16 protein-coding genes and 2 pseudogenes are annotated in these 24,288 nt (G+C 65.3%); 4 read left to right on the forward strand and 14 right to left on the reverse strand.

What is annotated here, in order from left to right:
* Positions 1-208: 208 nt before the first annotated feature.
* Positions 209-1,041, forward strand: a pseudogene (locus IVB50_RS11655) (alpha/beta hydrolase).
* Here the strand turns inward: IVB50_RS11655 and IVB50_RS11660 are convergent.
* From IVB50_RS11660 to IVB50_RS11670, 3 genes are all read right to left on the reverse strand, one after another.
* Complete coding sequence (locus IVB50_RS11660; protein WP_247295891.1) at positions 1,031-3,247, reverse strand: SulP family inorganic anion transporter; 2,217 nt, start codon at positions 3,245-3,247, stop codon at positions 1,031-1,033. The pseudogene IVB50_RS11655 and the gene IVB50_RS11660 overlap by 11 nt on opposite strands.
* Before the next feature lie 262 nt (positions 3,248-3,509).
* Positions 3,510-4,424 (reverse strand): phosphoribosylaminoimidazolesuccinocarboxamide synthase, encoded by a 915-nt coding sequence (locus IVB50_RS11665; RefSeq protein ID WP_247295893.1) that lies wholly within the window; start codon positions 4,422-4,424, stop codon positions 3,510-3,512.
* A 77-nt stretch (positions 4,425-4,501) separates the two neighbouring features.
* Positions 4,502-5,419: a pirin family protein gene (locus IVB50_RS11670; RefSeq protein WP_018455825.1), complete on the reverse strand. Its 918-nt coding sequence runs from the start codon at positions 5,417-5,419 to the stop codon at positions 4,502-4,504.
* Between the two features lie 258 nt (positions 5,420-5,677).
* Here IVB50_RS11670 and IVB50_RS11675 point away from each other — a divergent pair, with 258 nt between their 5' ends.
* Together IVB50_RS11675 and IVB50_RS11680 are read left to right on the forward strand one after the other, a co-directional pair.
* Positions 5,678-6,739, forward strand: a complete 1,062-nt coding sequence (locus tag IVB50_RS11675; protein WP_018455826.1) for a helix-turn-helix domain-containing protein — start codon at positions 5,678-5,680, stop codon at positions 6,737-6,739.
* A 145-nt stretch (positions 6,740-6,884) separates the two neighbouring features.
* Complete coding sequence (locus IVB50_RS11680; RefSeq protein WP_018455827.1) at positions 6,885-8,312, forward strand: serine hydrolase; 1,428 nt, start codon at positions 6,885-6,887, stop codon at positions 8,310-8,312.
* A 6-nt stretch (positions 8,313-8,318) separates the two neighbouring features.
* Here the strand turns inward: IVB50_RS11680 and IVB50_RS11685 are convergent, their stop codons facing one another.
* On the reverse strand, positions 8,319-9,686 hold the full coding sequence (locus IVB50_RS11685; protein WP_018455828.1) for an MmgE/PrpD family protein: 1,368 nt from the start codon (positions 9,684-9,686) through the stop codon (positions 8,319-8,321).
* Between the two features lie 118 nt (positions 9,687-9,804).
* Here IVB50_RS11685 and IVB50_RS11690 point away from each other — a divergent pair, with 118 nt between their 5' ends.
* Positions 9,805-10,920, forward strand: coding sequence for an FUSC family protein (locus IVB50_RS11690; protein ID WP_018455829.1), 1,116 nt, complete (start codon positions 9,805-9,807; stop codon positions 10,918-10,920).
* 1 nt (position 10,921) lies between these two features.
* Here the strand turns inward: IVB50_RS11690 and IVB50_RS11695 are convergent, their stop codons facing one another.
* The 10 genes and pseudogenes from IVB50_RS11695 to dnaN all read right to left on the reverse strand — a co-directional run bounded on the left by IVB50_RS11695 (position 10,922) and on the right by dnaN (position 24,022).
* A complete protein-coding gene (locus tag IVB50_RS11695; protein WP_018455830.1) occupies positions 10,922-11,572 on the reverse strand; it encodes a 2-hydroxychromene-2-carboxylate isomerase in 651 nt (216 codons plus the stop codon).
* Positions 11,569-12,057: a DUF2867 domain-containing protein gene (locus IVB50_RS11700; RefSeq protein WP_018455831.1), complete on the reverse strand. Its 489-nt coding sequence runs from the start codon at positions 12,055-12,057 to the stop codon at positions 11,569-11,571. The genes IVB50_RS11695 and IVB50_RS11700 overlap by 4 nt, the downstream gene beginning before the upstream one ends.
* A complete protein-coding gene (locus IVB50_RS11705) occupies positions 12,054-13,448 on the reverse strand; it encodes an MATE family efflux transporter (RefSeq protein ID WP_018455832.1) in 1,395 nt (464 codons plus the stop codon). Before IVB50_RS11705 ends, IVB50_RS11700 begins: the two co-directional genes overlap by 4 nt.
* A gap of 261 nt (positions 13,449-13,709) precedes the next feature.
* Entirely contained in the window at positions 13,710-15,005 is a 1,296-nt protein-coding gene (gene murA / locus IVB50_RS11710) for a UDP-N-acetylglucosamine 1-carboxyvinyltransferase (RefSeq protein WP_247295895.1), read from the reverse strand.
* A gap of 225 nt (positions 15,006-15,230) precedes the next feature.
* The gene (gene gyrB, locus IVB50_RS11715) at positions 15,231-17,666 is read right to left on the reverse strand and encodes a DNA topoisomerase (ATP-hydrolyzing) subunit B (protein WP_018455834.1); all 2,436 of its coding nucleotides are present in this window, start codon (positions 17,664-17,666) and stop codon (positions 15,231-15,233) included.
* Between the two features lie 279 nt (positions 17,667-17,945).
* Entirely contained in the window at positions 17,946-20,114 is a 2,169-nt protein-coding gene (locus tag IVB50_RS11720; protein WP_247295897.1) for a hypothetical protein, read from the reverse strand.
* A gap of 124 nt (positions 20,115-20,238) precedes the next feature.
* Positions 20,239-20,982 (reverse strand): hypothetical protein, encoded by a 744-nt coding sequence (locus IVB50_RS11725; RefSeq protein WP_026233034.1) that lies wholly within the window; start codon positions 20,980-20,982, stop codon positions 20,239-20,241.
* Between the two features lie 120 nt (positions 20,983-21,102).
* Positions 21,103-22,239, reverse strand: a complete 1,137-nt coding sequence (recF, locus tag IVB50_RS11730; RefSeq protein ID WP_018455838.1) for a DNA replication/repair protein RecF — start codon at positions 22,237-22,239, stop codon at positions 21,103-21,105.
* Between the two features lie 89 nt (positions 22,240-22,328).
* Positions 22,329-22,693 (reverse strand): annotated as a pseudogene (locus IVB50_RS11735) (DUF559 domain-containing protein).
* A gap of 210 nt (positions 22,694-22,903) precedes the next feature.
* Complete coding sequence (dnaN, locus tag IVB50_RS11740) at positions 22,904-24,022, reverse strand: DNA polymerase III subunit beta (RefSeq protein ID WP_007598262.1); 1,119 nt, start codon at positions 24,020-24,022, stop codon at positions 22,904-22,906.
* Positions 24,023-24,288: the final 266 nt, after the last annotated feature.

The following is a 24,288-nucleotide window of genomic DNA, read 5'->3' on the forward strand; positions in this document are numbered from 1 at the left end:
TGCGACGGACCACCTGTTTGTGCGCCTGCTCCCCTCGCCAATTCGATGGCCGAAATGATGGCATCTACGTCCCGTCGATGCCGTAAGCCGGCTGATACGTCTCCACCCTCGAGCGCGGGAAGACGACATACATATGGCGAGCGTCATATATGGAGTGCTCGCCGTCGTGCCAGCAGCCATCCGTGCACTTCAAGAAAAAGGAAAAGGCATGTCCCTTGAAACGGCGCGAACGGAATTCATCGAGGCCGGCGGTATGCGCTTTGCCTTCAGGCGCCTCGACCCGGCAAAGGGTATGCCACTGGTCCTGCTTCAGCATTTCACAGGCAACATGGATTCCTGGGATCCGGCCGTGGTGAACCGGCTCGCGGAAACCAGGCCGGTCATCGTTTTTAACAATGCGGGCGTCGGCACGAGCTCCGGCGCGACGCCGGACAACGTCGAGCGGATGGCGGCGGATGCCGAAACTTTCATCAGGGCGCTCGATCTCGGTGAGGTCGATCTTCTCGGCTTCTCGCTCGGTGGCATGATCGCTCAGGTGCTCGCTGCCCGGGGGACGGGGCTCGTCCGCAAGATGATCGTGGCGGGAGCGGCGCCGCGCGGCGGCGAGGAGCATCTGATGGCCGTCGTCAACGACGCCTTTGCCCGTGGGGCTGCCGATGTCAGGCTGCCGCTGTTCTTTACGCCCTCCGAGGCCAGCCAGCGCGCCGGTAGGGGCTTTATCGCGCGAGGACTGCGCGCGCACAGGACCGGGATCCCGAAAGCGGAGACAGTGTGAGCGAACCTCAGGCGAAGGCGATCATCACCTGGTGTGCCCGCAAGGACGAGGCGTCCATCCTCCGCGCAATCGCGCAGCCCACCTTGATTGTTCACGGCAGCGACGATTCAATGTTCCCGAGCATCAACGCCTACAACATGTTCAAGGCGATGAGTGATGCGCAGCTCATCCTGTATCCCGACTCCGGACACGGCGCACCTTTCCAATACCCGGATTTGTTCGTAGCACATTGCAGAACGTTTCTGGATGCGAGGGCTACCGCCTGAGCACCGCGATCGTGCGGTTCGCAAAGGTCAGCCGCTCCGCCATGACCGACACGAAATAGGTCAGCAGCTTGTGGCTGAGCGCTGGATCCTCGGTCTTGATGGCGTCGAACTGGTGCGTATTCAGCACGTAGAGCACGCTGTCGACCTCGGCCTGGATGGTCGCGCTGCGCGGTGTCTGTGACACCAGCCCCATCTCGCCGATCGTGGTGTAACGGCCGAGGCTGCGCACGCGTGTGGTGCGGTCGTGATCGGCCGGGATCATGATGCCGACGCGGCCGTCGAGGATGAAATGCATGGAATCGGCGGGGGCGCCGGCCTGCACGATGACCTCGCCGGCTTCGACCTCGATGCGCTGGCAGCGGCGGATCAGCTCGTCGGCGCCGTCTTCGCTGCCGAGCATTCGCGTGAACCAGTCACGCAGGCTGGCTTCTTCCTGCGCCAGCTCCTGATGCTGCGAGATGAGCTCGTTCTCGCACCATTCCAGCGCGCGATCGAGCTCGGGGATGATGGTGACGCCCTCGCCGACGAAGTCGCTGGAGCGCAGCACCTTCTCGGCCGCAGCCGACAGATGCACCAGGATCAGCTCGACTCCGAGATCGCCGGCGCTGCGCTTGATCTGGGCGAAACTATAGGCAGCCGATGAATCCACGCCGGTGACGAGCTTGAAGTCAAACAGCAGATAGCGGCACTCGGGGCGTTCCTGCAGCAGCTGCTTGACGTGCTGGTAGAGCCGGTTGGCGGAGCCGAAGAAGAGATAGCTCTGGAGATTGAGGCCCTGGATCTTGCCCCCGTGGGCAAGCAGCACGTCCTGGTCGTCGCGCGAGCGGTCGAGCGAGGAGCGGTACTCCGAGCCGTCGAAACTGTATTTGATCGACTCGACCCGCGCGGCGCTGAACGCAAACGTCGCGCAGCCGATGATGACGCCGATCAGGATGCCCGGAACGAAACCCCAGGCCACGATGATCGCGATGATGGCGATCAGCGAGAGATATTCGAGCTTCGACAGCCGCTTGCGCGACTCGATGATCCATTTGTGCAACTGGTCGGCGCCGAGATAGAGCAACAGCCCGCCGAGCACGCATTTGGGGATGAAGCCGAGCAGCTCGGGTGCGACGGCAAGCACCAGCAGCGACAGCGCTGCGGCGGTGAGGCCGGACAGTCGCCCGCGGCCGCCGCTGCTGAAATTGAGCATCGAGCGGCTGGTCGAGCTGCAACCGGGGTAGCCGCCCAGCATGCCGGTCAGGATGTTGGCGGCGCCGGTGACGTTCAGCTCACACTCCAGATTGGCTTCGCGATGCGTGGCCACCTCGATGCCGGTGGTGTTGAACAGCGTGCTGGAGGCCGTGACGAAGATGACGGCGACGACATTGCCAAGCAGGTCCGGTATGGCAAACCAGGGATAGCGGGCGAGATCGTCGGTATGCCAGGGCAGCATGAAGACCGCTTGCGGCGGTGGCTGAAAGGTCCAGCCCAATGTGCGCGCCTCATCGAAGGAAACGCCGGTGATCCAGAACGCCAGATGCGCGGTGAGCACGCCGCCGACCAGGATGATCGGCAGTCCGAACGGGCTGCGCGAGCGGTGCCAGGTGAGATACAGCACCAGCGCCATCGCGCAGGCGGCACCGAGCTCCAGCAGGATGGTGCGGTCGGCGAAGTGCGACAGCGTCGTGAACTGCAGCGGATGGTCGGTGATCACCCGGACCGCACCCATGACGATGAGAAGTCCGGTGGCGCCGAGGAAGCCGCCGACCACCGGATAAGGCACGTAACGGATGGCGCGGCCAAGCCGCGTCAGGCCCAGTCCACACAGCACCAATCCTGTCAGCATCGTCGACAGGCCGAGCGTGATCAGGATAGGGGACAGCAACGGCGTCGACAGGTTCGCCGTCTCGATGCGTTCGACCACCGAGGCCGCCAGGATACCCGTCACCGCGGCGGTCGAGCTGTCGGGGGCTGCAATCGCGAAGGGCAGCGAGCTGCCGAGCCCGACGACGGCCGCAAGCACCGCGGAGCTGACGAAAGTGGCCGTGATGCCGTAGGACAGATAGGGCGACAACGGCCCCGCGAAGATCAGCAGCGCGTAGGACAGTCCGAACGTGACGGTCAGGACGCTGGCGGCGCTCCCGCCCAATATATCGTTCAGCGCGCGCTTGAGGGCCGGATTGAGCCCGGTCGACGGAGTGAAGCCAATCGCTGGATCTGTCACGCCGTGCCACTCGCTGAGTATTCCCCTCCGAGAGGTAGACGACTGGAGACTTAGCGCAACAAGATTCTTGCAAGCCGGATGGAAGAAACCGAAGCGCCCGCCATTCGGTGTCGTCCTGGCGAAAGCCAGGACCCATTATCCCAGGGAGGAGTCGTGCCGCGAGGTGACGGCCACAGTCTTCGCCAAACCGCGCCCGGTGGTAATGGGTCCTGGATCGGCGCTCACTTCGTTCGCTGGTCCAGGACGACGCTAAGGGCCTGCACTAGATCTTGAGTTCGTTTCCCGTCACGCGGCGATATGCTTCCAGATACCGCTTGCTGGTCGCGTCCACCACGCTTGCGGGCAAAGGCGGCGGCGGGGCGTCGCCGTTCCAGCGGCCGGCGCGGCGCTCGACATCGAGATAGTCGCGCAAGGGCTGCTTGTCGAAGCTCGCCTGCGGCTGGCCGGGTTTGTAGGCATCGACGGCCCAGAAGCGCGAACTATCCGGCGTCATGACTTCGTCGATCAGGATGATGCGGCCGTCCTTGTCGCGGCCGAATTCGAACTTGGTGTCGGCGATGATAATGCCCTGTTCGCGGGCGAGCTCCTCGCCGAGCGTGTAGATCGCGCGCGTCATGCTCTCGAGCGTGTAGGCCGTCTCGTCGCCGACGACCTCGCGCATTTTTGCGATGGTAATGTTCTCGTCATGGCCGGTCTCGGCCTTGGTCGCCGGGCTGAAGATCGAGGGCTCCAGCTTCTCGCTCTCGACAAGTCCCGCCTTCAGCTTCTCGCCGGCCAGCGTTCCGCTTGCTGCATATTCCTTCCAGGCCGAGCCCGAGAGATAACCGCGGATCACGCATTCGATCGGAAACACCGTGGTCCGGCGGCACAGCATGGCGCGGCCGAGAATCTCGGCACGATGCGGCTTCAAGGCCGGCACGGCGGCGATGATCTCGTCGGTGTCGGCGCTGATCATGTGATGCGGCACCACGCCTTCGAGCTCGTTGAACCAGAAGGCGCTGATTTGCGTCAGTACCGCGCCCTTCATCGGGATGGTCTCGCCCATCACGACATCGAAGGCGCTGATGCGGTCCGTGGTGACGAGCAGCAGGCGGTCGTCGTCGACGGCGTAGATATCGCGCACCTTGCCGCGCCCGATCTTGGGCAGGGGCAGGTCGCTGGAGAGCATGGTGGTCATCGGCAGAACTTTCGGAGCAAGGCCTTGCGACGGGACATCCGGCCGAGCCTGATCGCGCGACCGGAAGCCGGATTAGCCTATTCCGGCAGCGGAATGAACTCATGTTCCTGCGGAACTGCGGCGAAGCGGCCGGTTTTCCAGTCCTGCTTGGCCTGCTCGATCCGCTCCTTGCTGGAGGAGACGAAATTCCACCAGATGTGGCGCGGGCCCTCCAGGGCGTCGCCGCCCAGAAACATCATCCGCGTGGCCTTGAGCGCCTTCACCGTGATGCGGTCGCCCGGGCGGAAGATCAGCAGTCGCGGCCCTTCGTAGCGCTCGTTCGCGATCTCGACCTCGCCGTCGACCACGTAAATGGCGCGCTCCTCATGATCAGGGTCGAGCGGCACGACCGCGCCCGCGGCCGCCGTGACCTCGGTATAGAACCACGGCGACACCATCGAAACAGGTGAGGTGATGCCGAAGGACGAGCCCGCGATCACCTTTGCGGTGAAGTCGCGCTCGGTGACCATCGGCAGGTCACCCGCGCCGTAGTGCTGGAACGACGGGGCGATCTCTTCCGATCCGGCCGGCAGCGCGATCCAGCTTTGCAGGCCCAGCATCTTCTGCCCCGAGGCGCGCTGCACATCCGGCGTGCGCTCGGAATGCGCGATGCCGCGGCCGGCCGTCATCAAATTCATCGCGCCAGGCTGGATCTCCTGGATGTTGCCCTCACTGTCGCGATGCATGATCGCGCCGTCGAACAGATAGGTGACCGTGGCAAGCCCGATATGCGGGTGCGGCCGCACGTCCATGCCCTTGCCGGAGACGAACTGCACCGGCCCGAAATGGTCGAAGAAGATGAAGGGCCCGACCATCTGCCGCTTGCCGTGCGGCAACGCGCGCCGCACCGCGAAGCCGTCGCCGAGATCGCGCGTGCGCGGCACGATGACGAGATCGAGCGCATCGCAGGACATGGGATCGCCGAGCACGGGATCGTTCGAGGGTTGCCAGCTCATGGTAAAACTCCGTCTAAATTGCTTGGGCTCGATACTAGCAGGATTCCGCGCCAGCGTCGCGGCTAAGCCCGCTGTTATGCCCCGCGAAGGCGGGGCATCCAGTACGCGGCGGCCTATCCGTTCAATCATGGCCGTCTCGGAGTACTGGATCGTCCGGTCAAGCCGGACGATGACAGCTGTGGTGCGGATGGTGCTTGAAAACATACGCCTGACGAAGGATGTTCGGCTGATGTCAACCGCGACCCATCGCAACACCCGATGACCCCAGCCGCAGCCGAGCTCGCCTTTCGCGCCGCCGCCGTGGCGCTGCTGCTGGTGTTGGCAGCGTCATTACTCTCGGATTTCCGCAATGTGCTGGCAGCCCGGCTCGGTGCGGCCTTTGCGCTCGGCTCGGCCGCGCATGCTGTGAGCTATTCTGTCGGAACATCATCGCTGGTACCGGCATGGCATGCGCCGCTGATCGCGTTGTCGACCGGCAATATCGTGGTGTTCTGGCTGTTCACGCGCGCGCTGTTCGACGATGAGTTTCGCCTGCGCCGGTGGCACGGATTGACCTGGGCGTTGGTGGCAGCCTTCAGCTTCGTCAGCTGTCTCTGGATCGCACCCGGCGGACATGTCCGGGTCGCCGTCACCGCGGTGAACCTGATCGTGCTCGGCTTCATTGCGCTCGCGATCGTGCAGACGATCGCCTCATGGTCAGCCGATCTGGTCGAGCGCCGCCGCCGCGTCCGTATCTTCATTGTCTGTGCTGCCGCGCTCTATGGCGGATTGAACGCGGTGCTCCAGATCCTTGTCGTCGGCAGTGACGTCGGCGACGTCGCCAACACCGTCAATACAGGCGTGCTCGCCGGCATTGTCGCGGCCATCGCCTATGCGATGATGCGCGTCGATGGCGCCGACCTGTTTCCAGCCGCCGCGGAAGCGGCGCCCGCGATCGCGGCGAGCCAGCCTGTCGGCGAGGATGCCCCCGACCAAAAGCTCATCGACGCCCTGATGCGGCTGATGGCGGACGAACGGATCTATCGCCAGGAGAACATCAGCATCGGCGTGCTGGCGGGCCGGCTGAAGATTCCCGAATACCGGCTGCGCCGGCTGATCAACCAGGGGCTCGGCTACCGCAATTTCAATGTGTTCCTGAACAACCACCGGATCGAAGAGGCCAAGGCAGCCCTCGCCGATCCCGCCCAGGCCAAGGTCCCCGTCATCACCATCGCGATGGATTCTGGCTTCCAGTCGCTAGGCCCCTTCAACCGCGCCTTCAAGGCCGTGACCGGCGTGACGCCGACGGAGTACCGGCGGCTGAAGGTGAATGCCGTCTAATCTTTAGCACGCTGTAATATCAAGGTTATTTTGGAATCGGCGAGCGTCTCGCTGCTTTCGGCTCTGCCGTTTTCCAAATCCGGCGAGCGGGCATCGCGTGAATGCCGCTTCGTCTCCGGCACACGCCTCAAGCCGGAGCAAGCCCGTGACCCGCCGCCGCAAGATCGTCCTTCTCACCATCGCCATCGTCTTTGCCGGCCTCGCGCTCGGCACGGTTCGCGCCCATGACGTGCCCAAGGTCGTCACCGGCTTCATCGCCGACGTGCTCTGCGCGGAGACGTTTGTCTCGGGCCTCGATATCAGGCCTAACCTGACGGAGACCATTGATGCGATGCCGGGCGCAAGTCTGTTCGCCTGGGCGATGGACTATCGGGTCGATCGCGCGCGCAAGGATGTTACGGTGACGCTGTTCGGCATCGGTCGCAGCCACGCCGTCTATCGCGAGGGACTCGGCTGCACGCTCGAGCACGGCGGAGGGATCACCGACGTCACGTTGCCGCCGGATGACAGGCAGCCGGCGTTGCTGCCCGAGATCGCCGGGCCCGCGGTCGTGTCGCCACAGAGCCCGGAGCTGTCAGCCGCACTCGATCGCGCCTTCGCTGAGCCGCCATCACCGCCATTCCGCCGCACCCGCGCAATCGTCGTCATGAAGTCGGGCCGCATCATCGCGGAGCGCTATGCGGACGGCATCGGACCGGAGACGCCGCTGCTCGGCTTCTCCATGACCAAGTCCGTGATCTCGGCTCTCACCGGGATCCTCGTGCGCCAGGGCCGACTGAAGCTCGACGGGCCCGCACCGGTCGCCGCCTGGACAAATCCGGACGATCCGCGTCACGCCATCACCGTCGATCAATTGCTGCGCCACACCGCGGGCCTGGCGCTCGGCAGCTCGCTTCAGGCCTCGCTTGGCTCCGCCTTCGAGCCGGTCAATCGCATGAAATTCGTGGAGGCCGACATGGCCGCCTATGCAGCGAGCATGCCGCTTGCGACCGCGCCGGGCACCGTGTGGAATTATCACGATGGCAACACCATCATGCTCGCGCATCTGATCCGCAACGCCGCCGGCGGCAATCCCGCCGATGCGCTTGCCTTCGCGCGCCGCGAATTGTTCGCGCCGCTCGGCATGCGACACGTCACGCTCCAGCTCGACGGCGCCGGCACGATCGAGGGGTCGAGCGAGATGCTCGCATCCGCGCGCGACTGGGCGCGTTTCGGCCAGCTCTATCTCGACGACGGCGTCGCCGGCGGCCGGCGCATCCTGCCCGAGGGCTGGGTGAATTACTCGGCGTCGGCGACGCCCAATGCCTGGGTCGGTATCGGCGCCGGATTCTGGACCAACCAGGGCGACAGCTTTGGCGCGACCTTTCGCGTCGATCACGGCTGGCCGCGCGATGCCTTCTTCGCCAAGGGCACGATCGGGCAGTATACAATCGTGATTCCGTCGGAACGACTCGTGATCGTGCGGCTCGGCCGTTCGCCGAACTCACCGCCGGAAGCGGACGGTGTGTTTGATCTGGTGCGGGATGTGATTGCGGCAACGCGCGCTAAAGGGAAGGTGGCGGGGATGGATTGAGGTGCTTTACCTTCCCAGCTCCGTCGCCTTTGCCACGCGATCGAACCGCTCCAGCGTCATGATCGCGTCTGCGAATTTCTCCGCGCGCGCATTCAGCACCGGGCGTGCCAGCGTCAAGAATTTTTGCTGCATCGCCTGTGCATCCGGGAACGAGGTCGGCTCCCCCGAGGGATCGGCGTAGAGCCGCTCATGCACGCCGTCGTCCGTCGTGATACTCACGCGCGCGCCAAAGGGGTGGGTGCGGCCGATTTCGAGGCGATCGTCCTGCACTACGTCGAACTTGTCGGCGAGTGCGTCGATGGCGGCGTCGCCAAGACGATTGTAGTCGTCCCAGCCAAATGAGCCCTGGTCGAGCGCGAGCGCGCCGGTGAAGAACATCGAGAACTGGCCGCCGACGATCGAGGTCGGGTGGCGCTTGGTCGCGGCGTCGCCGGTGAGCGTGATGCCGTTGCGATGCAGGCCGATTTCGACCCGCTTGACCTGATCGGGCGTCAGATTGTGCTCGCGCCGCATTGCGATCAGCGCGTCGATCGCGGCGTGGGTATAGCGGCAGCTCGGATACGGTTTGACGCCGATCTTCATGGTCTCGTAGGTCTTGCCGAGCTCGGCGACCGCCTTGTCGGGATGCGCATCGTCGGTGTAGCCGGCGAGCAGGCCATGTTTGCCCTCCACGGATTCCGTCGCCCCGACGAAGTCGTTGCGCGCCAGCGTCGCGGCGATCACGCCATTCATCGCGGCGGCTCCGACCTGGTAGCGCTTGTTCCAGGCGCCATTGACCAGGAATTGCAGCGAGCCCGCGGCCTGGCTGCCGGCGACGCCGAAGGCGGCGATGAGCTGTTGCTCGGACAGGCCGAACAGTTTTCCGGCGGCCGCTGCTGCGCCATAGGTGCCAGCGGTGGCGGTCGGATGGAAGCCGCGCGCATAATGCGAGGTCGGGTCGAGCGCGTTGCCGAGCCGGCAGCAGACCTCATAGCCCGCAACGATCGCGGTCAGCACGTCGCGGCCCGACGCGCCGACCATCTCGCCGATGGCGAAGGCGGCCGGAACGACCGGCGCGCTCGGGTGCAGCGAGGAGTCCGCATGGGTGTCGTCGAAGTCGAGGGAATGGCCGAGCGCGCCGTTGAGCAGCGCCGCGACCGCCGGCGTCCAGGTCTTGCTGTCGCCGAACACGGTGGATTCGCCCCTGGTGTCGAGCGCGAGCGCCTCCAGCATCTTCAGGATCGAGGGGGTCGATTCCGCTTCGCTGCGGGCGCGGATGGCGCTGCCCAGGAAGTCCAGCGTCAGCACCTTTGCGCGATCCAGCACTTCCGCCGGAATATCCCCGTATTTCAGATTGAAGACATAGGCAGCGAGCGTTGCGGTTTCGTGGGCCATCGTGTTTCCTCGTTTTGGCGCGCAAGTTAGGCGGGCTGATTTGGCCTTTCAAGCGGCCATGGGCTGCGGGCATCAGCTATGCTTTTGGCAGGCTCCAAGAGGATCGGGATATTCCACGATGGGACTTCCAAAAGATGTGTTCGACCGGGTCCGGGCGCGGCGAACGCAACTGGGCCTGGCGATCCGGGTCACGGTCGCGGCCACCGCGGCCTACGCGATCGCCACCGCGCTGCATCTGCTGCTGCCGCTCTGGGCGGTGCTGACCTCGCTGATCGTGACCCAGTTGAGCGTCGGGCGCTCGCTGAAGGCGACGCGCGATTACGTGCTCGGCACCATCGGCGGCGCCATCTATGGGGGCGCCATCGCGATCCTGATCCCTTATTCGACCGAGGCCGGCCTGTTGGGCCTGCTGGTGCTGGCGGTCGCGCCACTCGCCTTCGTCGCCGCGATCAACCCGAGCCTCAATGCAGCGACGGTCACCGCCATCATCGTGCTGCTGGTTCCGACGATGCATCATTCCGATCCCATGACATCGGCAATCGATCGGGTCAGCGAGGTCGGGGTCGGCGCAATCACGGGATTGCTGGTCTCGTTCCTGGTGCTGCCCTCGCGCGCGGTGCGCCAGATCCGCGCCAGCGCGGCAAGGCTGCTCGAGCTGATCGCGGACGCCTTCACCGAGCTGCTCGCGGGTCTCACGCGCGGCCGCGACAACGATGCGCTGCACCGGATCCAGGACGGCATCGGCACCGCGATGGTGGGCATGAATGCGATCGGTGCCGAAGCCGAGCGCGAGCGGGCCGCGCGCCTGTCAAGCGGGCCCGACACCGGTCCCTTGCTGCGAACGATCCTACGGCTGCGCCACGACGTCGTGATGATCGGCCGCTCGACCGTGGTGCCGTTGCCGGCCGAGGTGCAGATGCGGCTCGCCGCGCCGCTGGCGGAGGTCAGTGCGGCGATCGTGCGCTTTCTGCGCTCGGCGGCCGAAGCGTTGCGGGCTGGTGCCGGCGCGCCGCCGATTCATCCCGTGCACGTCGCGCTCCAGCATTACGCCGAGGCGGTTGCCGCCGTTCGCCAGGACGGCCTGATCCGCGGCCAGCCGAGCGACACCGCCGAGCGCTTCTTCGCGATCGGCTTCTCGCTGGAGCAGATGCACCAGAATCTCTGCGATCTCGATCGCGTCGTCGGCGAGTGGTCGGAAGCCTCGTCGGACAAGTCAGCGCGCTTGGCCGAGTGAGCTAGCGCCGCATCAGGTCCTTGCCCTGCATGCGCCAGACCAGCAAATCGATGCGGTCCTGGCCGAAGAACGGCTCGTTGTCGAACACGAAGGTCGGCACGCCCCAATGGCCGGAGGCGGCGTGGTCCTTCTCGTTCTCCGTGATCACCTGCTCGTAGCGATCAGGGTCCGCGGTGATTGCGGCATCCATCGCGGCGAGATCGAAGCCGGCCTTTTCGGCGCCGCGCCCGAGATGATCGCCTTCGTTCCAGCCCGACACCGAGCCGTCCCACAGCACGCGGGCGATTGCATCGGTGAATGCGAGCGAGCGTCCCTCGAGCTGCGCCATGGCACCAAGCCGGGTCAGACGGTGGATGTAGGGCTGCTCCGCCGCGACCTCGAACGTCACCTTGTGCTGCACGATCGGATCGGGCCTGGGAAAGCGGAACGGAATGCCTTCGTGCTGCGCCACGCGCGTGCTGTCGAGCACCACATAGCGAATGAAGTTCGGGCTGGCCTTCTTGAAAAACCCGGGCACACGGACTGCGAGCGGATAGACCGGCCGCAAATTCACCGTCAGATCGTAGGTTTCGACCAGGTTGAGCGTTTTCGGCAACGCCAGACAGCTGAACGGGCTGCGAAAGGAGTAGAAGAGGTCGACGGAGAGCGTCATCGGGCCGGCTCCACGAGCCGCCCCATCATGCTGCGGGCGACGAGCTTGTGGAAGGGCGTGATGAACGCGAGATAGGCGCGGCCCAGCCGATTGTTGGTCCGCACCAGCGTGGTCAGGGTGACGTGGCGCAGCACCGCTTCGCCGGCGACATCGACCACGATGCGGAAGTCGAGATGATAATCATTGAAGCCGGCGACCAGCTGCTCCGGCGTTTCGCTCAGCACCGGAAACAAGCCGATCGGGCCGCCCGGCGCTGGTGCGCCTTCACCCGATGTCTTCAATCCAAAGGGCCTCACGAGGATGTTGCGCAGGCGTGTCAGTGCACCGATCCAGCGCGGTCCGTGCAACACCATCCTGGTGCAGGCCTCGCGGGCATTCACCGGTGCTGTGCCGATCTCCACGCGAAAGGCGTCGATGAATTGCGCACCGGCCAGCAGCGTGCCGGCGTCGACATCGGGGATGACTTCGCGGACGGTCCCGTTCATCCCGCCAGTTTGCGCGTCAGCATCCGGAAGCGCAAGATCAGAAGTCCGGCATAGACGAACGATCCGATCGACAGTCCGATCCAGACACTGACCGCGCCGAAATCAGCGTGAAAAGCGAGCAACCAGGCGATGGGAAAGCCCACGCACCAGTAGCCGATCGCGGCGAATACCAACGTCATTCTGGTGTCATTGATGCCGCGCAGTGCGCCGCCCATGATGGTCTGGATGGCATCGGCGATGAAGAAGGTCGCGCCGACCAGCAGCAGCGTTGCAGTCAGCTCGACGGTCGCCATGCTCGCCTCGCCGCTGCCGAAGAACAGCCGTCCGAGCTCATAGCGGCCGAGAATGATTGCGACGCTGAGGGCCGAGACGAACGCGATCCCGATCACGGCTGCCACGAGACCTGCGCGCCTCACCGCAGCCGGGTCGCCCCGGCCGAAGGCGTGGCCGACCCGCACCGTGGCTGCCATGCCGATGCCGAGCGGGACCATGAACAGCACGGCGGTGACCTGGAGCGCGATCTGATGCGCCGCGAGCGCCGTGGTCGAGATCAACCCCATCAGCAGCGCCGCCGAAGAGAACAGGCCATATTCCAGCAGCAGTGAGAACGAGATCGGGGCGCCGATCGCGATGAGCTTGTGCATCAGGGGCCAGTCGATCCGCCAGAGATGGGCAAGCGGACGATAATCCGCGAACGGCTTGCGCAGCCCCGCAATGGCGAGCGTGGCGACGAACGTGCCGAGATTGACGATGGTGGTCGCAAGCCCTGCGCCGAACAGACCGAGCTCCGGCAGGCCGAACAGGCCGTGGATCAGGGCGTAGACCAGCGCGGCATTGACGGGGATCGCCGCGAGCGTGATCCATAGCGGGGCCTGCGGCCGGTTCACCGCGCTCATCATGCTGCGCAGCGCGATGAAGCCGAGTGCCGGCGCGATGCCCCAGGCCAGCCCATTCAGATAGCGCTGGGCGAGCGCGGCCGAGTGCGGCGCCTGACCGAGTGCGACCAGGATGTGCTCGCCATAGAGCGGGGAGGCCATCATCGGCAGCGAGATCAGCAAGGCGACCCACAAGCCGACGCGCAGAGAGCGGCGGATGCGCCTGACATCGCCGGCGCCGAAGGCTTGCGCGACCAGCGGCGACACCGCCGTCATCAATCCGAGCCCGAAGGTGAAGCTGACGAAATAGACCGTGTGCGCCAGCGCTGCTGCTGCGACCGCGCTCTCGCCGAGCCGCCCGATCAGCGCGAGATCGGTCGTGATCATCGCGATCTGCCCGAGCTGCGTCAGCATCATCGGCACGGCCAGCCGCAGCGTCGCGACGAATTCGTCGGCGAGAGGATTTGGCGGCACGCCGGCTTGCGGCTGCGAACGAGGCTGGACGGTGTCGAGCATGGCCGGGTCAATAGCACAGCCGGGCGACGAAAACATGGCTTGGTCTTCTCCCTCTCCCCTTGCGGGAGAGGGTGGCTCGCCGCAGCAGCGGCGAGACGGGTGAGGGGGATCTCTCCGCGTACGGCCCTCAAGCAGCAGGACTCGCTGAAGCAACCCCTCATCCGGCGCTATAGCCGATGCGAAGCTTCGGCGTTCTCAAAAACGGCGGCCAAAGGCCGCCTACGCCACCTTCTCCCACAAGGGGAGAAGGGAAGAAGCGCCTCAGCCCTTCCGTTCAGGCACGCGCCTGATCTTCGCGCCGAGCGCGTTGAGGCGCTCGTCGATGCGCTCGTAGCCGCGCTCGATCTGGTCGGCGTTGTTGATCGTGGAGGTGCCCTCGGCGCAGACGGCCGCGAGCAGCATGGCCATGCCGGCGCGAATGTCGGGCGAGATCATCGATGCACCGCGCAGGCGGCTGGGGCCGGCGATGATGGCGCGATGGGGGTCACAGAGCACGATACGCGCGCCCATCGCGATCAGCTTGTCGACGAAGAACATCCGCGATTCGAACATCTTCTCGAACATCAGGATCACGCCCTCGCATTGCGTGGCGGTGACGATCGCGATCGACATCAGATCGGCCGGGAAGGCCGGCCAGGGCTGGTCTTCCAGCTTCGGCACGTGGCCGCCAAAATCGTCCTGGATCTTCAGCGTCTGGTTTGATGGCACGATGAGATCGTCGCCCTCGATGCGGCAGACGATGCCGAGCCGTTCGAATCCCATGCGGATCGAGCGCAGATGCTCGACGCCCGCGCGCACGATGCGAAGCGGCGACCGCGTCACGGCCGCGAGTCCGATCAGCGAGCCGACCTCGATATGGTCGGGCTGGATCCGGTAGGTCGCGCCGCCCAGCGTCGCCGGACCGTGCACCATCATGGTGTTGGTGCCGATGCCCTCGATCCCTGCGCCGAGCGCGACCAGGAAGTTGGCGAGGTCCTGCACATGCGGCTCGGACGCGGCGTTGCGCAAATAGGTGGTGCCTTGGGCGGCGACGGCTGCGACCAGCGCGTTCTCGGTCGCGGTCACGCTGGGCTCGTCCAGGAACACGTCGGCGCCGGTCAGTTTCGAAGCGCGGAATTCGAGCCGGTCGGTCGCGGTGACCTTGGCTCCCAACTGCTCGAGTGCGAGCACATGCGTGTCGAGCCTTCGGCGGCCGATGACGTCGCCGCCGGGCGGCGGTAGCATCACTTCGCCGCAGCGGGCGAGCAGGGGGCCGGCGAGCAGGATCGAGGCGCGGATGCGCACGCACAGATCAGGATCGAGATCGGCGGCGCGGATGCTCTTGGCGTGAATATGAAGCGTGTTGCGGGCGGTCCATTCCGCCGCCGCGCCGACCGAGCGGATCAGCTCGACCAGCGTCTCGGTGTCGCGGATCCGCGGCACGTTCTCCAGCGTCACCGGATGCTCGGTGAGCAGGGCTGCCGCGATGATCGGCAGGGCCGCATTCTTGTTGCCGGAAGGCTCGATCGAGCCCGAGAGCCGGTGACCGCCCTCGACAATGTACTGGATGGGCGCCACGGGGTCTCTCGCTGTCGTGTTGGGTGGGCGGGTTTTCGAGGCGGAAACTACCGAGAATTGAGCGCGGGAGCAATTCTGCACTTGTCGCGAGGGCGGGGGAGGTTCAGCCGTGTCTCTACGTCATGGCCGGGCTTGTCCCGGCCATCCACGCCTTTGCCAGATGCACGGAGAACCTAGATGCCCGGGACAAGTCCGGGGCATGACGACCGTCCAAGCCATCCGATCTCAGATATCGATCGTCGCGCTCAGCGAATGTTCCTGGATGAAGTCGCGGCGCGGCTCGACCACGTCGCCCATCAGCTTGGTGAAGATGTCGTCGGCCTCGTCGACCTCTTTGACCTTCACCTGGAGCAGTGATCGCGCATTGACGTCCAGCGTCGTCTGCCAGAGTTGCTCCGGATTCATCTCGCCCAGCCCTTTGTAGCGCTGCAGCGAGACGCCCTTGCGGCCGGCGTCGGTGACGGCTTCGAACAGATCGACCGGGCCGTAGACCATGTGCTCGGTGTCCTTGCGCCGCAGCTTGCCGGGGCGGGCATAAACGTCCTGGAGCTTGACGGTGTACTCGTCGAGCTTGCGGGCTTCGACCGAGCCCAGGAACGCGTCATCGATGAGGGCGACGTCCTTGACGCCGCGCACGGTGCGCTCGAACTGGAAACCATGGCCTTCGACGTATTGACCGATCCAGCCGCGCTCGACCTCGTCGGCGAGCGTGTCGAGGCGGGCGGCGATGTATTGGGCTGCCGCGGCGGCTTTCTCCGGATCGCCGTAGATCGCCTTGTTGAGCACGCCGGTGATGGCGGCCTGCTCGATCACCTTGCGATTGTAGCGGGTGTGCAGGCTGCGCAGGACGCCGCGGACGGCGCGGGCGTCATCGACCAGCGAGCGCAGGTCGCGGCCGGTGCGATCGCCGCCGGTGCCGGGAATATAGACGCAATCGTCCAGCCCGGTATCGATCAGATAATCTTCCAGCGCCCGCTCGTCCTTCAGATATTGCTCGGACTTGCCGCGGTTGACCTTATAGAGCGGCGGCTGGGCGATATAGAGATAGCCGCCGTCGATGATCTCGCGCATCTGCCGGTAGAAGAAAGTGAGCAGCAGCGTGCGGATGTGGGCGCCGTCGACGTCGGCGTCCGTCATCACGATGATCTTGTGATAGCGCAGCTTCTCGATCGAGAATTCGTCGCTGATGCCGGTGCCGAGCGCGGTGATCAGCGTGCCGATCTGCTCGCTGTGCAGCATCTTGTCGGGACGCACGCGTTCGACATTGAGGATCTTGCCGCGCAGCGGCAGCACGGCCTGGAATTCGCGGTTGCGGCCCTGCTTGGCGCTGCCGCCTGCCGAGTCACCCTCGACGATGAAGAGCTCGGATTTCGCCGGGTCCTTCTCCTGGCAGTCGGCGAGCTTGCCGGGCAGCGAAGAGACCGAGAGCGGGCTCTTGCGCGTCAGCTCGCGCGCCTTTCGCGCGGCTTCGCGGGCAGCCGCCGCCTGGATCACCTTGCCGACGATCATCTTGGCTTCGGAGGGATGCTCCTCGAACCAGGCCTGCAGCGCCTCGTTGAGCACGTTCTCGACCACGGGGCGCACTTCCGAGGACACCAGCTTGTCCTTGGTCTGCGACGAAAATTTTGGGTCCGGCACCTTCACCGACAGCACCGCAGTGAGGCCTTCGCGGCAGTCGTCGCCGGTGAGCGCGATCTTTTCCTTTTTCGCGTTGGCCTCGGCATAGCCGTTGACCTGGCGCGTCAGCGCGCCGCGGAAGCCGGCGAGATGGGTGCCGCCGTCGCGCTGCGGGATGTTGTTGGTGAAGCACAGCACGTTCTCGTGGTAGCTGTCGTTCCACCACAACGCGGCCTCGACACCGATGCCGTTGGATTCCGCGCGCACCATGATCGGCGCCGGAACGATCGCCTTCTTGTTGCGGTCGAGATATTTGACGAATTCCTCGACGCCGCCGGAATAGTGCATCTCCTCGCGCTTCTCGACGGCGTGACGCATGTCGGAGAGGGCGATGTTGACGCCGGAATTGAGGAAGGCGAGCTCGCGCAGCCGGTGCTCCAGCGTGGCGAAATCATACTCGATGTTCTTGAAGGTTTCCGTCGAAGCCTGGAACGTCACCTCAGTGCCGCGCCTGCCGGGCGCGTCGCCGACCACCTTGAGCGGCGCGACCGCATCGCCATGGGCGAATTCGATGTAGTGTTCCTTGTTGTCGCGCCAGATGCGCAAGCCGAGCTTGCTTGACAGCGCGTTGACGACGGAGACGCCGACGCCGTGCAGACCGCCGGAAACCTTGTAGGAATTCTGGTCGAACTTACCGCCGGCATGGAGCTGGGTCATGATGACCTCGGCTGCCGAGATGCCTTCGCCCTTGTGGATGTCGACGGGAATGCCGCGGCCGTCGTCGCGCACGGTGACGGAATTGTCGGCGTTGAGGATCACGTCCACGCGCGTGGCGTGGCCCGCGAGCGCCTCGTCGATCGCGTTATCCACGACCTCGTACACCATGTGATGCAGGCCCGAGCCGTCATCGGTGTCGCCGATATACATGCCGGGACGCTTGCGGACGGCGTCGAGACCCTTGAGCACGCGGATCGATTCCGCCCCGTAATCGCTCGGATTTGAGGGTTCGTTTTCGGCAGGCGTCTGCCGAGCAGGTTCTGTCATGAGAGGCCTTCGAGATGTCGCCCGAATCAGCGGCGCAAAAGGCGCTGATATGCGGGCTATTTGTGCCACGAAAGACGGATTGCGCCTAGCGCAAAGTATCCCCCGGCAAGTCTTTGATTAAATAGAATTTTTTGGCCGATTTTCAAGGCCTTCGAAGCCCGATTCGGCGGCTTGGAAAAAGCGCGATTCGGGAAGCCGTTTCGGGCCGTGGAAGGCGTGGATTTTGCGGGGACGAGGGCGTTCCGAGGCGCCTGGAACGCCCCGGAACGGCCTTGCAGCTCAATACATCTGAAGCGGCAGCACATCTCCGTTTGGCCCCACCAGGAGGCCCCAGGCATCGCCGGCGGCCACTGTGAGAATCTCGGTGCGAGTGGGGCGTCCCGGCAGACGCAGCGCGTACTGGTACTTGCCTGGCGGCAGATCGAGCATCGGGCCTTTCGGCGATTGCGGACCGCCGGCGCCGGCCGCGATCTTTACGGTCTGATTGTTGATCGTCAGCGATGCTTCTTTCGGCCCCATATTGCCGAGCATCAGCCTGGCCTGTCCGGCCTTCGGCATGATGTCGGCCTTGGCCGCGGCCTGCGGATTTCGCTGCATCAGGCTGACCGTGGTCTCGTCTCGGGCGCGGCCAAGCTTCAGCACGGCCGGCCCCTGCGGCGAGGTGAACGCGAGCTCCGCCCGCTCGGCCGTCACGATCGCGCCGTCGGCCTTCTCTTGCCAGCCCCGATTGGTCAGCTCCGCGCGATAGAAGGCGAGGACCTCGCCAAGCTCGGCGGGGATGCTGGCTTCGAGCTCGGTCCGGAACGACTGGTCGCTGCCGGGAAATTTCGTGGAGCTGATGCCGGTCGAGCTGTGCTGCGTCGGCACCGGCAGGGCCGAATCGGGATCGGGCGTGAGCGGCTCCTTCGATTTGGTCTGGACCGCCTTGGCTTGGGTCGATTTGGCCTCGACGGGCTTCGCCGCGGCGACGACCAGACCGGAGCCGTTGGCGCTAACGTTCACCTTCGGTCCCATCTGCATCACGGTCATCGAGATCGACTTGCCGCTCTTTGCGAACTCCATCACCGCCATGTTGGGCTGATTGATGACGGAGGGCTGCTCTTTCCAGCCCGCTGGCTTGAGCGATGCGCGATAGAACGCAGTGAGCGCCTTCACGCTCGAGGTCGAGGAGAACTCGAGCCTGCCCTCGTCGCTCTCGAACTTCACACCCTCGGCGTTTTCAGGCAGCGGCACCGGAATCTTGCTGTCGGCCTGCGCGTTGAGCGGCGCGTCGGACAATGCGGCCGCCTGCACCTTGCGCCTGGCTTCGTCGGCGGTGATGAGCTGCTTGGCCGCACCTAACGCATCCCCAAGGAACTTGTCGTCCGCCTCTTTCTTCGCCTTGGCACGGGCGGCAAGCGCGGAGTCCTTCACCTGCGCGGTCAGGCTGACCATGGTGAAATCATATTTGCGGCCAAGCCGCAGCACGCCGGTTTCCTCCGCCGAAGAGATCTTGATCGCGACCTCGTCACCGGGTGCGAGCTGCGCGCTGCCGTCCTCCTGCCAGCCGCGCGCGGCGAACTCGCGGTGATAGAAGGCGAGCACGGCCGGCAGCTCGGCCATCGCGGCGGCCGACATTTCGCGCTTGTTGTCGCTCGCGCCGCCGAGCCCCCTGGCCGTCTTGGTCGGGCTCGGCCGCGGCAGGCCGGCCAGATCGCTATCGGCTTTGAGCTCGCTCGGCAGCGCGAAGGGGGCGACCCGGATATCGACATTGGTGCGGCCATCGTCGCGGCGCGTCAGCGTCAGCATCACGGGCTTCTGCTGATAGAAGCCGGTCTCCTTGCTATCGGCATGCGCGTAGAACGCGCGCAGGCCGTTGGGAACGGTTTCATTCAGGCTGGTGGTCCAGCGTGCGGCGGTTTCCGGCGTGAGCTTCTGCCAGCCGATCGCAGCCATCTGGCTGCTGTAGAAATCCGACGTTGCATCGAGCGGCGTCGGCGCGATGCAACCGAGATAGGGCCGGGTCCCGTCGAACACGATGTCACTTGCGCCTTCCGGAAATGGCACGTTCCCGTACATCCGGTCGGTGGTGTAGTAAACCACGGACTGGTCGGGCCGGCCGAGCGCCTGCGTGAAATGAACGGAAAGGCCTTGTCGTCCCTTCCTGAACTTCAGCAGGCTGCTTTTCTCCTCAAGCGGCATCACATAGGGCACCCATCCGTTGTCGCGCAGGAGCTTTTGGACCGCGGGCAGCGTCACGGCCTGCCGCATCGGTACGCGATATTCGACGCTATAGGGATCGGGGCGCGAAATGTCTTCCACCGCACCTTCGAGCTGGGGCAGCGCGTGGACGTCGACGATGCCCTCGTCGGCGCCGGCCGCGATCGAGCAGCTCGCCATCAGGAAGAGACCGCATGCAAGCAGCCGCCATGGTGCCGGGACTTGCATCCCGCGCGGGATCATCGCCATCGTTACGTCTCCAGGATGCCGCGCGGCGCTTGGGCGCGCGCGATTGCAACGGCTGCGACACCGTCGGCGGGTCTCAAACGAGAAGTCGCGGCAGGAACCGGGCAGGTTCAAAGATCCGGACGGCTCAATACAGCTGGAGCGGCGACCATGCCTCGCCGTCGCGCCCGATGGTGAGCTCCCAGGCGTCGCCGGCTGCGACGGTGAGGATATTGCTGTGGGCCGGACGGCCGGGTACGTTCAGTTCGTAGGAATATCTGCCGGGCGCCAGATCCAGCGAGACGGCGTTAGCGCCGGCCGAGCGCTTGATGATGTGCGCGTTGATCCCGAGCACGGCTTCCGTCTCGCCGATGTTGCTGAACACCAGCTTCGCCTGGCCCGGCTCGGGCATGACGTTCGCCCGGGTTGCAGTATCCGAGTTCTTCTGCACGAGATGAACCAAGGTGCTGCTGCCCTTGCGGCCGAGCTCCAGCATCGCCGGACCGAGCGGAGATGCGAACGCGAGCTGGACGTGATCGGCGGAGACGACGGCGCCATCGTGCTGCTCCTGCCAGCCGAGCTTTCCGAGCTCCCTGCGGTAGAAGGCTAGGACGTCGCCGAGTTCGGCGGGCACGGTGGCCTCGAGCTTGACCCGAAGCGGCGCTTCGACGCCCCGCATCAGGGTGGTGTGGATTCCTCGAAAGCTGTAGCGGGTCGGTGCGAGCAGCCTGGCATCGGGATCCGGCGTGAGATCGGCGGAAAACAGCGCCGCGAGATGCGGCATCCCGGCGCCGGCCCTTGCAGCGAGCATGCAGATCGCGAGCAGGACGAGGCCGCACGCAAACGCCCGCCATCGTGCCGGAGCTTGCGCCCCGGACCTTGCCGTCCGCATCTCACTCTCCAGGGGTCTCGCGCGGCATGTCATTGCGCGATTGCAAAACGGCTGCGACGCCGTCGGCGCGGCCTCCGGCAACTAGTCGCGGCAGAAATGGGGCCGGTTCAACGGCGGCGACTAGCGCCGGGCCGATACCTGTCCGCTTTCGACGTCAAAGATCTCGCCCCCGGCGCCGATCTCGGCGAAGGCGGCAGGGTCTGCGCCGGTCAACCACACCTGCGCGCCGAGCTTGCGCAGCTCGTCGAACAGCGCCGCGCGCCTGCCGGGATCCAGATGCGCGACGACCTCGTCGAGTAGCAGCAGCGGCACGATGCCGGTCATCTCGGCGACCAGGCTCGCATGCGCCAGCACCAGCCCGATCAGCAACGCCTTCTGCTCGCCGGTCGAGGCATCGCGCGCCGGCATGCTTTTCGGCGCGTAGATCACCTGCAGATCGGTGAGATGCGGACCATCCGTGGTACGGCCGGCGATGGCGTCACGCGGACGGTTGTCGCGCAGGATCTGGCGGTAGCGGTCCTCGACCGACGTCGCGGTCTCCGTCAGCAGCGCGTTCTCCATCCAGCCGTCGAGCGCGATCTGCGCCGAAGGGAAGGCGGAGGCCTGCGCGCGAGCGTTCAGCATGCCGGTCAGACGCGCCGCGGTCTGGCCGCGGGTTGCGGCGACCGCGACCGCAAGCTCCGCGGTCTCACGCTCGATCGCGTCACACCAATGGTCGTCGTAATTGCGCGTCTCGAGCAGTCGGTTGCGCGAACGCAGCGAACGTTCGAGCGCGGAGATGCGGCTGGAATGGTCGCTGTCGATGGCGAGCACCAGGCGGTCGAAGAAGCGCCGCCGCTCGGACGCCGCTCCCATGAACAGCCCGTCCATCGCCGGCGTCAGCCATACCATGCGGATGTGGTCGCCGAACGCCGCCGCCGAATTGACCGGTTCGCGGTCGATGCGGCAGCGCCGGCTGACCGGGCTATCTGCGCACGGCGGATCGATGCCGGTGCCGAGCGTGGCAAGGCCCAGCGCGCCCTCGACCTGTGCCGACACCGCCCAGGAGCCGTCGCCCTGATTGTCGGCGACGTCGTCCAGCGTCGCACGCCGCAGGCCGCGTCCCGGCGACAGGAACGAGATCGCCTCGATGCAATTGGTCTTGCCCGCTCCGTTCGGCCCGACCAGGACCACCATGTCGGCCGCCGTCTCGAGCCCCGCCGCCCGGTAATTACGAAAATGCGTCAGCGTCAGGCGATGAATGCGGGAGGGGGTCATCAGATCTTTGTCGTGGCCGCGATTCTTCCCCTCTCCCCTTGTGGGAGAGGGTGGCGCCTCACAAGGTGAGGCGACGGGTGAGGGGTATCTTACCGCTCGGCGAGCTTTGCAAGGATGTCCTCCAATACAGAAGTGGGTCGCTGGAGCACGTCGTTGTTCCAGTAGCGCGCGATGACAAAGCCTTCGGCGAGAGAGCTGCGTCACGCGCTGCATCGCGTCGTGATTCTCCGTGCTGACCGCCGTCGATCTCGATCACCAGGCGCTTCTCAAAGCAGACGAAGTCGAGAATGTAGGTGTTGAACGGGACCTGCCGGCGAAACTTGAAAGCGGAGAGTTGCCGGTGCCTGAGCAGGCGCCACATTGCCGCTTCCGCATCCGCCGGTTCGTGCCGCATATTCTTCGCGAATTGGCGAAGACGTTTGGAGACTGGCCGATGGGATGGTTCCTGCGGCACGAACCCCTCACCCGACTGAGTATGTATCCGCCCGTGGAGATGCCCTCTCCCACAAGGGGAGAGGGCGCAGCAACGTGCATTGCGCTTGTTTCGGCAGGCGAAGCTGTAGCTTCCCCCTCTCCCCTTGTGGGAGAGGGGGGCTTCGCGCAGCGAGGCCGGGTGAGGGGTTGTCTCTGCATAAAAGGTGTCGCGAGAGGAGGACCACGTCCCTCACACCCGCATCGGCATCAGCACGTAGAGCGCGCTCTTGTCGTCGCGGTCTTGCACCAGAGTCGGTGAGCCCGGGTCGGCGAGCCGGAGCGTTGCGACGTCGCCTTCGATCTGGGCGGCGATGTCGAGCAGATAGCGGGAGTTGAAGCCGATATCGAGGGCGTCGGAGGCGTATTCGACTTCGAGCTCTTCGGTCGCGCTGCCGGAATCCGGATTGGTCACCGACAGCACCAGCTTGCCCGGCGACAGCGAGAGTTTCACGGCTCGCCCGCGCTCGCTGGAAATCGTCGAGACGCGGTCGACCGCGTTCTCGAAATCCTTCTTGTCGACGACGAGCTCCTTGTCGTTGCCCTGCGGGATCACGCGGCCGTAATCGGGGAAGGTGCCGTCGATCAGCTTCGAGGTCAGCACCACATTGCCGATGGTGAAGCGGATCTTGGCCTGCGACAGCTCGATCGTGACCTCGGCCTCGTTGTCCTCGATCAGGCGCTGCACCTCGCCGACCGTCTTGCGCGGCACGATCACGCCGGGCATGCCCTCGGCACCCTTGGGCTGCACCAGGTCGAGCTGGGCGAGGCGGTGGCCGTCGGTGGCGACGCCGCGCAGGGTGGCGGCTTTGGCGGAGCCCGCGGCATGCAGGTAGATGCCGTTGAGATAATAGCGGGTCTCCTCCGTGGAGATCGCGAACTGGGTGCGATCGATCAGCCGCTTGACGTCCTTGGCGGCGAGGCTGAACGAATGCGACATGTCGCCGGCGGCGAGATCCGGGAAATCGTTTTCCGGCAGGGTCTGCAGCGTGAAGCGGGAGCGCCCGGCACGGATCGCCAGCACGGCGCGGTCGCCGTCGGCTTCGAGCACGATCTGCGAACCATCCGGCAGCTTGCGCACGATGTCGTAGAACATGTGCGCCGGCACGGTGGTCGAGCCCGCGGTCGCGGTTTCCGCCGCGAGCGTTTCCGTGACCTCGAGGTCGAGGTCGGTCGCCTTCAGCGACAATTTCGCGTTTTCGGCCCTAACAAGCACGTTGCCGAGGATCGGAATCGTGTTGCGGCGTTCGACCACGCGGTGGACGTGGCCCAGCGACTTCAGGAGTTGCGCGCGTTCGACCGTAACCTTCATTGCACTACTCGCCCGATCCCCAAGGAAACACAAATCTGGAAAAGCCGGGCGGCGGGACGCGCGCCACGGCACCGAAGACCCCGGAAAGCCGGATCATCCAGCCGATATGACCAAAGCCGTCAGGGTCGCGCAAGGTGGCGCGGATGGCCCCCGGATTCAAGGGATTGCGGGCAGTTCCCCACGATTTACCTATGTTTCCGCAACGCGCTGAACGCCTCGCCGGCCAGGGACGTCTCTGCGCCCGTCACGGCCGGGCTTGTCCCGGC

It is taken from the genome of Bradyrhizobium sp. 87 (assembly GCF_023073015.1).
GTDB lineage: Bacteria > Pseudomonadota > Alphaproteobacteria > Rhizobiales > Xanthobacteraceae > Bradyrhizobium > Bradyrhizobium canariense_D.